A 12,845-nucleotide genomic window follows, 5' to 3' on the forward strand; every position below is an offset into this window, starting at 1 on the left:
GCTATCCTATACGAGGAGCGATTCACCGATGTATATCGTTATCGCGATCCTGAGTCTCAGGGAAAATAGGCAGACTAATGTTTAACACCAACTGCCTGAACACAAAAAATCTGACATTCCCTACTTTTTGCTCCGTCGACCTAACAACTCCGACCTCCCCATCACCTCTCGCCCACTTTCCACCTTCTGAAGTTCCGAAAATCCCGCCTGGGCAATCGCCTCATCCAGCCTTCTAAAGGAAACCAAACTCTTCGGGCTCCGCAACGACGCCATCCCGTCATTCCACGCATGCACCATGTGCTTGGCAACGGTATGCCAGCGAGGCTCATTCCTGGCCGCTTCGATCACTTCCTGTCCGACCTCAACCGCCGATTCGCATAAGCGTTCCACCATCTCCGCATACTGCTTCGGCGCAATACCCAATCTCGCCTTGAAGAACCGTTCCAAGGTTTTCCCCACCGCCCACGCTTGCCTTCCATCAACAGGCAACCCCGGCGGATTGGCAGCGTAGCGTGGATAAGCCTGCGTAGTGACGATGTCATAGACCGGCGTGTAGCCCACATCTTTCAAACCGGTGTAATACAGAGCGATGTTCTTGGCATGGCAATCGGCATTGCGCACCACATAGTTGATTAGCAAGTGCCAGCCGAACTGCTCCAGTTGCGCCCTCATGACCGCAGCAGGCACATATGCCCGGGTGGCATTCAACACGCGTTCAGTCGTCGTCGCATATTTCTCATGCGGCGGCAGCCCCAGCAAGCCGCAGGCATCCTCGACCCCATGAGTAATAACACCCAGCGCATCCACATCGAACCGATCCACGACCAGGACACGCCCGTCCTCCGACATCCGCGTTCTGGCCACTGGCACGACATTCAGGCGTTCCAGCACCCGCATGGTGTAGAACTCGTTAAAACCAAGATAAGGCGTGCTGTCGTCCGAACCTTTGATGATGTGGCGGCTGGTACTCAAGGTGGACTTACCCAGCACTTGCGAGGACTCGTCCGCTCCCGCTTCCGGCGCAATGAACTTGGGAACCATGCCTGATATGGATGCCCGCGCATACCGGCGTACCAGGCTGGCAAAATGCGTCGTGGTGTTCTCTGCCTTGAGCAAAGACTCAATCTGCAGCGGCTCCATGTCGCCGCTTGGCGTACCGCCTTCAGGGGTGACGGTCACCCGCCCGATCCCCATCCCGCCCACCACCGCCAGCAGTGAAAGATCCGTGCCATCGAGCAGAGGACCGAATTCCTCACGGATGATACTCAGCAGATAACCTTCAGGTAGATTCTGGCGAAAGAATGGATGCAGATCACGCGGCCAGCGCCAGGGCTCCTCGCGCACCGGCATCGTCAAACTGACAAAGTCCGCGGGATCAGTATCCGGCAAATAGCTCAGGACATACTCATCACGCTCACGATATAGCTTGGCGACCGAGCTCCCGGACACATGCACGTCGAGTTTCATAGCCCATCACCCCGCCGTTGCTCGGCCAGGATATCTTCGACAGTCCTGACATGGCCCTGCTTGACGGGCTTGAGATCGTAGCCTGCGGCTTCCAGCAATCGCAGCAATGCGGAAACGCTCATGTCACCTTTGGCAAGCGTCTCCATGCGAGCAACGGTTGTGCGAGAGACCCCAGCGCGTTGAGCCAGAGCACCCTGGCTCAGACCGGCCTCCCTGCGCACATTACGCAGCAACTCTGCAACATCAGATAGTGTTGTCACTGTATCCCCTAGGCGTCAAAAACTCACTTCAATGCTTAAAATGTAGCCCAAGGGACTCACTACAACAAGAGGAATAGCTGAATTACCATGCGCCAATCGGCATAAATTCCCTGCAGCAGACAATTTTGTAGCCCACAAGCATCAAATCAACCACTTACGACACAACTTGATGCCTAAGGGCTACAGACAACAACGCTCAGCAACGGCCAGGTGGATCATTATTCAATGCGCTTTCCAGGCCTGTCCGACTCAACAAGAGGCAGGCCGCCACCGTCATCAGTCGCGGCATTGCGGACAACACCAGCACAAACCGAGTCGTCGATGCATTTTCAGGGTTGTGAGTTAAACCCTCACCCCATCAATCAGGTTTGCGCCGCTTTAGAAACGCCTCAAAAGCCGATTTTGCCTCAGGCGACGTCAGGAGACGAGAGAACGCCACGGTTTCCTTGGCGATCTGCTGTTCGCAGGCTTGCTGAATGCCTTCGCGCATCAAGGTCTTGCTTGTCTGTAATGCCTGCATCGACAAAGAGGCCATCCGTGCCGCTGTTTCCCGGGCACGCGGCAGCACATCCTCCGGATCCAGAACATCATTGACCAATCCAAGCAACAAAGCGCGATCCGCATCGCAGGGTTCGCCCAGCAAGAGCAGCTCTGCCGCACGCTGATGTCCCAGACGGGAAGGCAGCAATAAGGTGGAAGCAAACTCCGGGCACAATCCCAGTTTGACGAACGGAAATACTAACTGTGTGTTGCGCCCCGCATAAACCAGATCGCAATGCAGCAGCAACGTGGCGCCAATGCCTACCGCGGGCCCGTTTACCGCTGCGATCACAGGCTTCATCAAACGCGAAAGCGCGTGCATGAAATAAATGGACGGCCGCTCATCCTGCGCAGGCTCATGTGCCGCGAACTGTTCGATGTCGTTGCCCGCGCAGAAAATTTCCTCGCTGCCATGCAAGATGACGACGCGTACATGATCGGATGTACCGGCCTCGATCAGCGCGTCTGCCAGGCCGGTATACATCTGCGGCGTAAGTGCATTTTTGCGCTCGGGGCGGTTGATGCCCAGCGACAATACACCCTCGCGCAACTCGCTAACGATGTGATGGCTCAAACTGTCTCCGTTCTTTGTTCGTTCAATCAACATAAATCAGCTCAGACGATGACCGGCGCGACGCAAATATGCGACGATCTGGACCGAAACGCCAGCCACCGCGAACGCGCGGCGAGATGCTCCCGCACAAGCCGCTCCGCCACGCTACACTGCCCATATCCCGTGCAGGCTCCGGCAAGCGACGTTCACAGCACGAGATTTTGCACGCAACGATAAGCCCTGCACGCGCTTGTCGTTGTACTACAGAATTGCATTCCGTACTGCAGAGGCAATATAAGCCCATGCTCAGCGTCAGCACAGTGCCGACCTGTCCGGCCACTTCCGAATTTATCGCGCGCCCAGTGGGGCTTTTCAAAACAAAAAAAACTGATATAATCTTGTTCTTCGTTGGACGGCGCTCCTGGCAAGGGGCACAACGAGAATGCGGGAATAGCTCAGTTGGTAGAGCGCAACCTTGCCAAGGTTGAGGTCGCGAGTTCGAGACTCGTTTCCCGCTCCAGATTTTGAAAAGGCCCAAACCTCGGTTTGGGCCTTTTCTTTTTTGTGTGTCCACATTTCGATTGGGCACTGAAGGAATGCCGGCAATGGACTTTGCATTAACCCTGTTGGTAGTTGTCATAGCGTGGCAAGTGCTGCGTGTGCGTTACCAACGCGCCCGCATAGCGTTACTGGGGCGCCATTTGGCCAACTTACAGCTTGAGCGTCACATGGAAACGTTGACGCAGGGTTACACCCGCGCCATCCATGAGGAATCTGAAACACGCCAGATTCAAGTGCTGACAACCTTCGCCCAGACCGAAAGCGCCGTGGCAACGCAAGTGCAATCGCTGGCCAACACCATGCAAAAGGAAAGCGCGCCGGCAGCCAGCATGGGCACACTCCCTTTTTGCCTGCCTTATGCCCATCGTTTTCTTCCTACCCTGGCACGGGATTTCCGTGAGCTGCTGCATATTCATGCAGCCGGCCTGCGCCATGTTGTGGATAACGAAGGCGGCTGGGATGCCAAAAGTCGCGCCTATCACCTTTCGGCAGAGTTATATCTACTGCAGCACAGCTGCCACTGGTTTTGCAAATCCCGCGCTGTGGCCGATGCGCGACTGATGTTGCGACATCAGGTCAATCATCAAACTGTGCTGGACTCAGTGTCCGCGATGACTCGCTCTGCTTATCAGCGATGGCTGCAAGGCGACGGCGCACGGTAAACCGTTGCCACCTTCTGCCTTACCTTGCTTCGACATATTTCTGGACCGCGTTGGCGACGGTCGTGCTCCACTCATCGATCAAAGGCTGCAGGCTGGCCAGTTGAACACCCCCCTGCCCTTGCTCGGCGTCGACAACGCGCTCGCCCGTCCCTCCACGCACGGCGGCATACAACAGTTCGTCTGACACGCTGTCAGTAACATACGACTCGATCGCAATGGTGGCATCACGCGGCAAGCCGCCCTGCGCCACAGCCTTGGCGCCCGTTACGGCCAGCGCAACAGGGATGAATTGGTAAGCCTTCAATGCCCGTGTTTCAGCGCCGACAGCGGTGATCGCGATGCGAACATGGGCAACCCCTGGCCCGGCGCTGTCGACCAACTTGACCTTTTGTCCGAGCTTTTCGCGCAGTGATTGATCCGCCTGTTCGCGAATCTGCGTTAACGTATCCATCGAAATATCGGCCGTAGGCTGAGGCTCGGGATAATACACGACCGGATCAAGCATTATTGCGTGATAGCGGGCTGGTGTAAATTCTGGGTTCGCATAGACCAGCCTCTCTCCTTGCACGGAGGTGGACGCTTTATGCAAGCGCGAGTAATCGGGCAGGAAACCAGACTCTTTTGGCGCCGATGATGTGGCGCAACCCGCCAGAAGCACTGCCGCGGAGACGGACAGGAAAATATTTCGTAGACCATTTTTTTTCTTCATTATGACTCCAGTTGTTCTTGAATAGCTTGCGTAAACCTTGCAAGAATAAACATAACAAGCAATCAATGACGCTTGCCAACGTGATGCCCAGGAGGAGTGCTTCAATTATCGCCTGAGCAGATTCCTGCCGGTTCAATCCATGCATGGGAACCTTCGATCGATCATAGCCTTTTCGATCTCCATATCCTATCGCTGCAGGCCTGATATGATCTCGATGGGTAGCGATGATAGAATTTTTAGCACGCCAATCCCCAACTTCGAGGAGTGTCATCCATGGTGGGACAAGAACGGCATCGAGGCCGCTTGATCGATCACATTGGGCTGGTCGTCCGGGATCTGCCTGCCAGCAAGGCATTCTACTGCGCCGTCTTCGGCGCACTCGAGATTCCCATGAGCGGCGCCGACGAGAACAACTTTTGGGCAGACGAACTATTCATATCGACGGCTGCCAGTAAAGAGGTGCAGGGCCAACTGACTGGCCGCCATCACATTGCTTTCCAGGCGCAAGACCGAGCGATGGTGGATGCATTCCACCAGGCGGCCTTGGCCCATGGCGGAAGGGACAATGGTGCTCCGGGCGCACGCCGCCCCGGCTACTACGCGGCGTTTGTCCTGGACCCGGATGGCAACAATATCGAAGCCGTATTCCGAGGTTAGGTCTATTTCTGGCCCTAGGAAAACCATGCCTAAATTTGCCGCCAACCTCAGCATGATGTTCAATGAAGTGCCTTTTCTGGCGCGATTCGACGCAGCGCGCGAATTGGGATTCAGCGCTGTCGAGTTTCTGTTTCCCTATGAACATTCAGCCAGCAGCATCGCCACGCGCCTGGCGGATAACCAGCTAAAGAATGTGTTGTTCAACATGCCGCCTGGCGACTGGGCCGCAGGTGAGCGCGGCATCGCCGCCGTGCCCGGTCGCCGCGATGAGTTTCGCCGCGACGTAGCCACGGCGATCGCCTATGCGCAGGTTCTGGGCACGCCTAACCTGCATATCATGGCAGGTCGGGTACCTGCTGGCGCACCGCACAGCATGTACCAGGATACCTATGTGGCCAATCTGGCGTATGCGGCCGAGCAGTGCGCGCCGCTGGGCATCAATGTGCTGATCGAACCAATCAACACCCGGGACATGCCCGGCTATTTTTTGACTCGCCAGGATCAGGCGCATGCGATTCGGCAAGCGATCGGCGCGCCCAACCTGAAGGTTCAAATGGATTTCTATCACGCCCAGATCATGGAGGGCGACATCACCACAACGCTCAAGCGATACTTGCCAGATATCGGGCACACTCAAATCGCTGGCGTACCTGAGCGTCACGAGCCAGACACAGGCGAAGTTGATTATGCCTACGTGTTCCGGCTGCTGGATGACTTGGGCTATGAGGGATGGGTCGGATGCGAGTACCGCCCAGCCCGCGGAACCGTAGATGGATTGGGCTGGATGCGCGGCGCGACTATTGCCTAGCGGCTTACACGCTGCCCGCGCGGGTCACCCATTGAAGGAGGCGTCGCTGCCAGCCCGGCACGATCACACACCAGCGCATCGGCTATGGCTTGGTCTTCGGCGGGCGTCAGGCCACTGACGCCAATGCCTCCAAGCATTGCGCCTTGAGCGTCGAGCAGCACCGCCCCACCTGGGAGGGCCGTGAGCAGCGCATCACAGAAATAACCGATTGGAATGTCCTCGCGCCGCAATCGAGCCAGAAACGCCTCGGTGCTGGTCCCCAGCCGAACGCTCGTATACGCCTTTTGTTGGGCTAGCTGGATGCTGCGCACGGGCGCGCCATCCATGCGGACAAAGCTCACGAGAAAGCCATGCGGGTCGCATACCGAGATGCATGCCGATTTGCCCGGATATTCGCGCACTTTGTCGATACCAAGCGCAAGCAATGCCTGTGCCTGCGACAGACTCAACCCTACCATAGCTTGTTCTCCACTTTATCCATGGCTGGCACACCCTGAAACCACGGCGCGCATCATGTCTCTTTTAATCATCGTGTCAGCTTAGCATTACAAGGGCACCAAGGCACTAACGCATCCAAATCTTGATTGTGGTGTCCAACTGTAGCCAACGCTTGACGCAACGATAAGCTATCCCATAGCCTCTTAGCACGGCCTTTGCCATACGCTTTTTCCAGCGCAGAAGGCAGCTCGAACCGGCCCACACTCCACTCACCGGAAGACATCATGACGCTTTCCAAAACACTCTCCATCGCCCCCCTGTTGTTATGGACGAAAGCTGCAAGTGAGGGCCTGAACCGTCTGGCTCGCAGAAATATCCTGGCGGATAGTGTGCTTTTTCTGAAGACTTGGCGGCAGAACCCTGGCAAAGTAGGCGCCATCCTCCCATCTTGGCCCGCCCTGTCGTCGGCCATCACGCGAGAAATCGGAACAGAACATGCCCCCATTCTCGAGCTTGGTTGCGGCACCGGCGTGTTTACCAGAAGAATCGTCAAGAAGGGCGTCGCTACACACGATCTCGTCCTGGTAGAAACCGATCCGCGTTTCGCCAGCCACCTGCAGGCAAAGTTTCCCAGCGCACGAATTCTCTGCAGCGATGCCTGTCAGCTTTATCTTCAGGAATCCAGCCTGGAAAGCACGATTGGCGCCGCGGTGTGTGGATTACCGTTGCTTAACATGTCTACACGGCAACAATGGCGGATTTTGCACGGCGTGTTCTGTGCTCTGCGGTCCACCGGCGCCCTTTACCTGTTTTCCTATGGCATGCGCTGCCCTATTCCCGGGCGCCTGCTGGACAGGCTGGGGCTGCGCGCCCAAAAGATGGAAACCGTGCTGTTGAATGCACCACCGGCCCGGGTATGGAAAATTACGCGCCGCCACGGCAAGTGGCTGGGAAACATGAAATGATGGAAAGCGGGCCGCTGGACATGGCCGCCTGCTGGCTTTAACAATGCCTGGATGTACCAGTGATGCGCCCGATCAGTGCTGCCTGCAGAAGGGGAGCGGCCGTTGCCAGCAATCCATGCCTAGCTGCGAGGGTCTCACCACTGATGGACCAGTTCCAGGGCAACGGGATACAACGAGGCCACCAGCAACAGCCCCATGCAGAGGTTGAACAACCGTACAGCCGTGGGCGCGCGCAACAGTCTCTGCAAGCTTGCGCCAAAGGCCGCCCACACACTGACACTGGGAAGGTTGACCAGACAACAGGCGAGCGCCGCGATGGCCAGATTGCGGTAGTAATTGTGTTGGGGGGTGTAAGCGGCGATCACGCCGATGACCATGACCCAGGCCTTGGGATTGACCCATTGAAACAACGCCGCTTGCATAAAGGTCAGTGGACGTCCACGCATCTGTTGCTGGTCGACCGGGCCGGCGGTAGCCACCCTCCAGGCAAGATACAGGAGATAGGCCGTGCCCACATATTTCAGTGCCGTATATAACCAGGGAAACTGCTGAAAAACACTGCCCAGTCCCAACCCTGCAAGTACCAGCAGTAAAGTGAAACCCAGGGTTACGCCCAGTATGTGAGGCACGGTTCGGCGAAATCCAAAGGTGAGCCCGGAAGAGGCCAGCATAATATTGTTGGGCCCCGGTGTAATGGAGGTTGCAAAAGCAAAAAGAATGAGGGGTACTGGCAGCCAGGCAGGCAAGCCATGCACGAATGAGGCCATGATCGACGTCCGGAATCAGATGGGTTACAGCACTACTTTATGACACCCGACCAGTAAAGTACCTGTACAATTTTCCATAACATTTTATCCACTGGCCCGGTATTTCGACCATGACAGAATCCTCTTTTTCCGGGTGGCAACCCGTGCGCAATGGCAGCAAATCTCTGGTGAACCAGCTTGCGGACTCCCTGGCCCAACGCATCGAAACCCACGGCTTGCGGCCGGGCACCAAGCTGCCGTCAATCCGAGTCATGGCAGAACAGACCAAGGTCAGCCGTTTTACCGTGGTCGAGGCTTATGACAGGTTGGCAGCCCGCGGGCTCGTCCAGTCCAGGCGAGGCGCAGGATTTTATGTGAGTACACGATATGGCACAACACCCAGGCGCGACAGCACGCCTCAAAGCGACGCTGGCCGATTGCAGCCGCCCACCCCTATCGATGTCAGCTGGTTGTTGCGCAGCATTTTTCTTGAATCAACTTCAATATCCATGCCGGGCGGAGCCGGGCTGCTGCCAAGCTCGTGGCTGGACCCAGGCCTGGTTGCTGCGGCAGTGCGATCGGTGGGCCGAACAGCAAACAGCAGCCTCACGACCTACGGCTGCCCCACTGGCTTCGGGCCTCTGCGCCAACAACTGGCATCGCGTCTGCAGAATGAAGGCGTGCCAGCACATCCGGAGCACAATCTGCTCACCGCGAACGGCGTTACACATGCCATGGACCTCGTTGCGCGCCTTTTCATCAAGCCTGGCGACACCGTCCTGGTGGAGGATCCGGCATGGTTCGTCATCTTCGGACGCCTGAGCGCCTTCGGCGCCCGACTGATAGGTGTGCCTCGCGGGCCCGAAGGCCCCGATATGGAACAGCTGGAAAGGCTCGCCGCACTGCACAAACCGCGCTTGTTCATCATCAACAGCAGCGTTCATAATCCGACCGGATTTACGCTATCGCCCGGGTCGGCCTACGATATTCTCCGCCTTGCTGAAAAACATGATTTCATGGTGGTCGAAGACGACACCTACCGCGAGCTTCATCCTGGCGGGGCCACACGCCTCGCGTCCCTGGATCAGCTTGACCGGGTGATACTGACCGGCGGTTTTTCCAAGATACTCGCCGCGAGCCTGAGGGTTGGCTATATTGCCGCCAACGCGGAAATCATACGAAAACTCACAGATCAAAAACTGTTGTCTGGCCTGACAAGCCCTGAGCTTGGCGAGCGTGTCGTACACCGGGTTTTGGCCGAGGGGCAATATCGCCGCCATGTGGAGCGCGTACGTGCCCGCGTCGACAAGGCACGCAGCCTATCCATCGCACGACTGCAGGCGCTGGGGCTGGTTATCCCGCACGAGCCTCAGGCAGGCATGTTCATCTGGGCAGATTGCAAACGCGATACCGAAACGCTGGCCAGGGCTGCGGTAGACCAGGGTTTACTGCTTGCGCCAGGCACACTGTTTTCTCCTACCCAGGCGCCTTCGTCCATGATGCGCTTTTCGGTCGCCATGGCGGACAGCCCTAGCGCGTGGGAGACACTGGCCAATGTTTTGAGCATTTAAAGCATCGGCCGGGCCCTGCATTGCCTACGCAATCTCGTCCAGCGCCTTTTCAAGATTGCCGACGGTGCGATCAATGTTATGCAGCTTGTCCAACCCGAAGAGCCCTATGCGAAAGGTCTTGAAATCCGAGGGCTCATCACACTGCAGGGGAACGCCCGCCGCAGCCTGCAAGCCTGCGGCAGCAAATTTCTTGGCAGATTGTATGCCGTCGTCGACGGTATAGCTGACAACCACGCCTGGCGCCTCGAAGCCTTCGGCTGCCACGCTTTTGAAACCCTTGTTGCGCAGTACCGCTCTCACCCTGTCGCCAAGCGCTTGCTGTTCGGCACAAACCTTGTCGAAACCATAGGCTTCTGTTTCTGCCATGACATCGCGCAAAATGGTGAGTGAGTCCGTTGGCATGGTGGCGTGATAGGCAAAACCGCCCTGCTCGTAAGCTTCCATGATTTGCAGCCACTTGCGCAAATCGCAAGCAAAGCTGGTGCTGACGGTCGCATCAATAATCTTGCGGGCCGACGCGCCCAGCATGACCAGCGCGCAGCAGGCAGAGGCTGTCCAGCCCTTTTGCGGCGCGCTGATCAGGACGTCCACCCCGGTGGCTTGCATATCCACCCAGATGGTGCCCGATGCGATGCAATCCAGAACAAACAGCCCGCCCTCCACGTGAACCGCATCGGCCACCCGGCGCAGATAGTCGTTGGGCAAGAGGATGCCGGAGGCGGTTTCAACGTGGGGCGCAAACACGACATCGGGTTTCTCTGCCTTGATGGCGGCAATCACTTCTTCGATAGGGGCCGGCGCAAACGCGGCCTGACTCCCTTCGGCTACGGGGCGGGCTTTGAGGACGGTAGTCTCCGAGGGGATCTGGCCCATGTCGAAGATCTGGCTCCAGCGATAACTGAACCAGCCGTTGCGCAACACCATGCAGCGCTTGCCCGTGGCAAACTGTCGCGCCACCGCCTCCATGCCGAACGTGCCGCTACCGGGCACCACTATGGCCGACTCGGCGTTATATACCTTCTTCAGTGTCCGGGAAATATCTTTCATGACTTCCTGGAACGTATTCGACATATGATTGATGGCGCGGTCGGAGTACACCACAGAGTATTCCAGCAGGCCATCAGGATCGACATTGGGCAGTAAACCAGGCACATTCGTCTCCAGGAAATAGTAAATTAAACGAGGGCGGTATCGACGGGCTTTCGATAAGCAGTATCGCAGTATCGCGCGCTTTCCGGGCTTATGTCGACCCGCCCCTTTGGTGGATTGATTTTAGATCATCAATTCAATCAAAAATGGTCCGGCCCGGCTATAGCTGCTGGCCATGAGGTCTGCGCACTGCTCCATCGTCGTCGCGCGCTGAGCTTCCACCCCCATGCCGTTGGCCAAATGCACCCAGCTCAGACCCGGATTGCTCAAATCCAGCATGCTCATGGCGGTCGGCCCGGGCTCGGCGCCCACACCCTTGTACTCGCCAATCAGAATGTTGTATTTATTGTTGTTGAGAATGATGGTGGTTACAGGCAATTGCTCGCGAGCCTGTGTCCACAGCGATTGCAGCGTGTACATGCCCGAGCCGTCGGCCTGCAGATTGATGACACGCCGCTGCTTGCCAGCCCCAATGGCAGCACCTGTGGCGAGCGGCATGCCGTTGCCAATGGCGCCGCCTACGGTGTGCAGCCAGTCGTGCGCGGGAGCCGCGTAGGTATGGGGATAGAAACCTCGACCGTACGATACGCTTTCATCTGCCACGATAGCCTCTTCGGGCATCAGGGCGGCAAGCGTGCGGGCCAGGCCCTCTGGCGTTGGGGCGCCGCTTGCTGGTTCCGGGCGCTCGCCCGGATCTGGAATCGGTACGCTCCCGACACTCAGCGCATCCGCCAGCGATTCAAGGGCCGCAAGCGAATTCTGATCGGGCCGGGCCAGCAGATGCAATTGCGCCTGTTCCTGATACTTGAACGCTGGCTTGCCCGGATACGCGAAAAAACCAACCGGCGGTTTAACGCCCACCAGCACAATGTGCTCGAATCGGCGCAATTTTTCGACCGCAGCATCTATGCCATAGGGCACACGTTCAAGTTGCACGCGGCCGCGGCCGCGCGCAACCTGGGCGGTGGTGTAGTCTGTCATGAGCGCGGCGCCACAGGTTTGGGCGATACGCCACGCCACCGCCTGGATGTCCAGCGAGACGCGCCGGCCACCGAGCAGGATCAATACATTCTTGCTCGACCGCAACGCGCTGGCCGCATGCTCGACGACGGATGGATCAACGCCGGCAGGCTGAGGAACCGTCAACGGTTCCGCCACAATGCCACCTTCATCCCAGGAGGTGTCCGAAGGCAGAATCAAGGTCGCGATCTGGCCGGCGGTACAGGCCGCCTGCACCGCCACTGCCGCGTCGCGGCCCACATCTTGAGCACGCGAACTGGTTCTGACCCAACTGGAGGCCGTACGCGCCAATGCTTCGGTATCCGCAGTAAGCGGTGCATCAAGCGGACGATGGTAGGTGGCCTGATCACCCACGATATTGACCATGCCACTGTATGCGCGGCGAGCGTTGTGCAGGTTCGCCAGTCCATTGGACAACCCCGGTCCGCAATGCAGCAGGGTGCAGGCAGGTTTGCCGGCGATACGGAAATAGCCATCGGCCATCCCGGTCACGATATTTTCTTGAAGCCCCAGTACGCAATGCATGCCTGGAATCTGATCGAGCGCAGCCACAAAATGCATTTCGCTCGTGCCCGGATTAGAAAAACATGTATCCACACCCGCATTCAACAACGTCTTGACCAGACTCTTGGCGCCATTCATGAACAAAACCCTTACGTGAATAGATTGAAACTTGACCAGCGGCATGAAACGGCTGATGTCAACCAGCACACAGCATCTTGCACATGCCAACATCGAT

General features: G+C 57.5%; 13 protein-coding genes and 1 tRNA gene. 6 read left to right on the forward strand and 8 right to left on the reverse strand.

Annotated features, from left to right (window positions below):
• Positions 1-120 precede the first annotated feature (120 nt).
• The 3 genes from ERE07_RS14125 to ERE07_RS14135 all read right to left on the reverse strand — a co-directional run bounded on the left by ERE07_RS14125 (position 121) and on the right by ERE07_RS14135 (position 2,841).
• The gene (locus tag ERE07_RS14125; protein WP_130009683.1) at positions 121-1,467 is read right to left on the reverse strand and encodes a type II toxin-antitoxin system HipA family toxin; all 1,347 of its coding nucleotides are present in this window, start codon (positions 1,465-1,467) and stop codon (positions 121-123) included.
• The gene (locus ERE07_RS14130) at positions 1,464-1,727 is read right to left on the reverse strand and encodes a helix-turn-helix transcriptional regulator (RefSeq protein WP_130009684.1); all 264 of its coding nucleotides are present in this window, start codon (positions 1,725-1,727) and stop codon (positions 1,464-1,466) included. The genes ERE07_RS14125 and ERE07_RS14130 overlap by 4 nt, the downstream gene beginning before the upstream one ends.
• A gap of 358 nt (positions 1,728-2,085) precedes the next feature.
• Positions 2,086-2,841, reverse strand: a complete 756-nt coding sequence (locus ERE07_RS14135; protein ID WP_245153724.1) for an enoyl-CoA hydratase — start codon at positions 2,839-2,841, stop codon at positions 2,086-2,088.
• A gap of 423 nt (positions 2,842-3,264) precedes the next feature.
• On the opposite strand from ERE07_RS14135, the gene ERE07_RS14140 reads away from it, so the two are divergent.
• Together ERE07_RS14140 and ERE07_RS14145 are read left to right on the forward strand one after the other, a co-directional pair.
• Positions 3,265-3,340: transfer RNA gene (locus tag ERE07_RS14140), tRNA-Gly, on the forward strand.
• 85 nt (positions 3,341-3,425) lie between these two features.
• A complete protein-coding gene (locus ERE07_RS14145) occupies positions 3,426-4,043 on the forward strand; it encodes a hypothetical protein (protein ID WP_130009686.1) in 618 nt (205 codons plus the stop codon).
• A gap of 19 nt (positions 4,044-4,062) precedes the next feature.
• On the opposite strand, the gene ERE07_RS14150 is transcribed toward ERE07_RS14145, so the two are convergent.
• A complete protein-coding gene (locus ERE07_RS14150; protein ID WP_130009687.1) occupies positions 4,063-4,752 on the reverse strand; it encodes a DUF3313 domain-containing protein in 690 nt (229 codons plus the stop codon).
• A gap of 273 nt (positions 4,753-5,025) precedes the next feature.
• Here ERE07_RS14150 and ERE07_RS14155 point away from each other — a divergent pair, with 273 nt between their 5' ends.
• Both ERE07_RS14155 and otnI read left to right on the forward strand, forming a co-directional pair.
• On the forward strand, positions 5,026-5,409 hold the full coding sequence (locus ERE07_RS14155) for a VOC family protein (protein ID WP_130009688.1): 384 nt from the start codon (positions 5,026-5,028) through the stop codon (positions 5,407-5,409).
• A 25-nt stretch (positions 5,410-5,434) separates the two neighbouring features.
• Entirely contained in the window at positions 5,435-6,217 is a 783-nt protein-coding gene (otnI, locus tag ERE07_RS14160; RefSeq protein ID WP_130009689.1) for a 2-oxo-tetronate isomerase, read from the forward strand.
• Here otnI and ERE07_RS14165 read toward each other — a convergent pair.
• Positions 6,214-6,675, reverse strand: a complete 462-nt coding sequence (locus tag ERE07_RS14165; RefSeq protein ID WP_130009690.1) for a GlcG/HbpS family heme-binding protein — start codon at positions 6,673-6,675, stop codon at positions 6,214-6,216. The genes otnI and ERE07_RS14165 overlap by 4 nt on opposite strands.
• 264 nt (positions 6,676-6,939) lie before the next feature.
• Between ERE07_RS14165 and ERE07_RS14170 the strand changes: the two genes are divergently transcribed.
• A complete protein-coding gene (locus ERE07_RS14170) occupies positions 6,940-7,620 on the forward strand; it encodes a class I SAM-dependent methyltransferase (RefSeq protein WP_130009691.1) in 681 nt (226 codons plus the stop codon).
• 134 nt (positions 7,621-7,754) lie between these two features.
• Here the strand turns inward: ERE07_RS14170 and ERE07_RS14175 are convergent, their stop codons facing one another.
• The gene (locus tag ERE07_RS14175; protein ID WP_130009692.1) at positions 7,755-8,387 is read right to left on the reverse strand and encodes a LysE family translocator; all 633 of its coding nucleotides are present in this window, start codon (positions 8,385-8,387) and stop codon (positions 7,755-7,757) included.
• A gap of 110 nt (positions 8,388-8,497) precedes the next feature.
• Between ERE07_RS14175 and ERE07_RS14180 the strand changes: the two genes are divergently transcribed.
• Positions 8,498-9,937, forward strand: a complete 1,440-nt coding sequence (locus ERE07_RS14180; RefSeq protein WP_130009693.1) for an aminotransferase-like domain-containing protein — start codon at positions 8,498-8,500, stop codon at positions 9,935-9,937.
• Positions 9,938-9,961: 24 nt separating this feature from the next.
• Here the strand turns inward: ERE07_RS14180 and ERE07_RS14185 are convergent, their stop codons facing one another.
• Both ERE07_RS14185 and ERE07_RS14190 read right to left on the reverse strand, forming a co-directional pair.
• Positions 9,962-11,089 (reverse strand): aminotransferase class V-fold PLP-dependent enzyme, encoded by a 1,128-nt coding sequence (locus ERE07_RS14185; RefSeq protein ID WP_130009694.1) that lies wholly within the window; start codon positions 11,087-11,089, stop codon positions 9,962-9,964.
• 120 nt (positions 11,090-11,209) lie between these two features.
• On the reverse strand, positions 11,210-12,748 hold the full coding sequence (locus ERE07_RS14190) for an acetolactate synthase large subunit (RefSeq protein ID WP_130009839.1): 1,539 nt from the start codon (positions 12,746-12,748) through the stop codon (positions 11,210-11,212).
• Positions 12,749-12,845 lie beyond the last annotated feature (97 nt).

Origin of the sequence: Allopusillimonas ginsengisoli, assembly GCF_004153455.1 — a bacterium.
Classification (GTDB): Bacteria; Pseudomonadota; Gammaproteobacteria; order Burkholderiales; family Burkholderiaceae_B; genus Allopusillimonas; species Allopusillimonas ginsengisoli.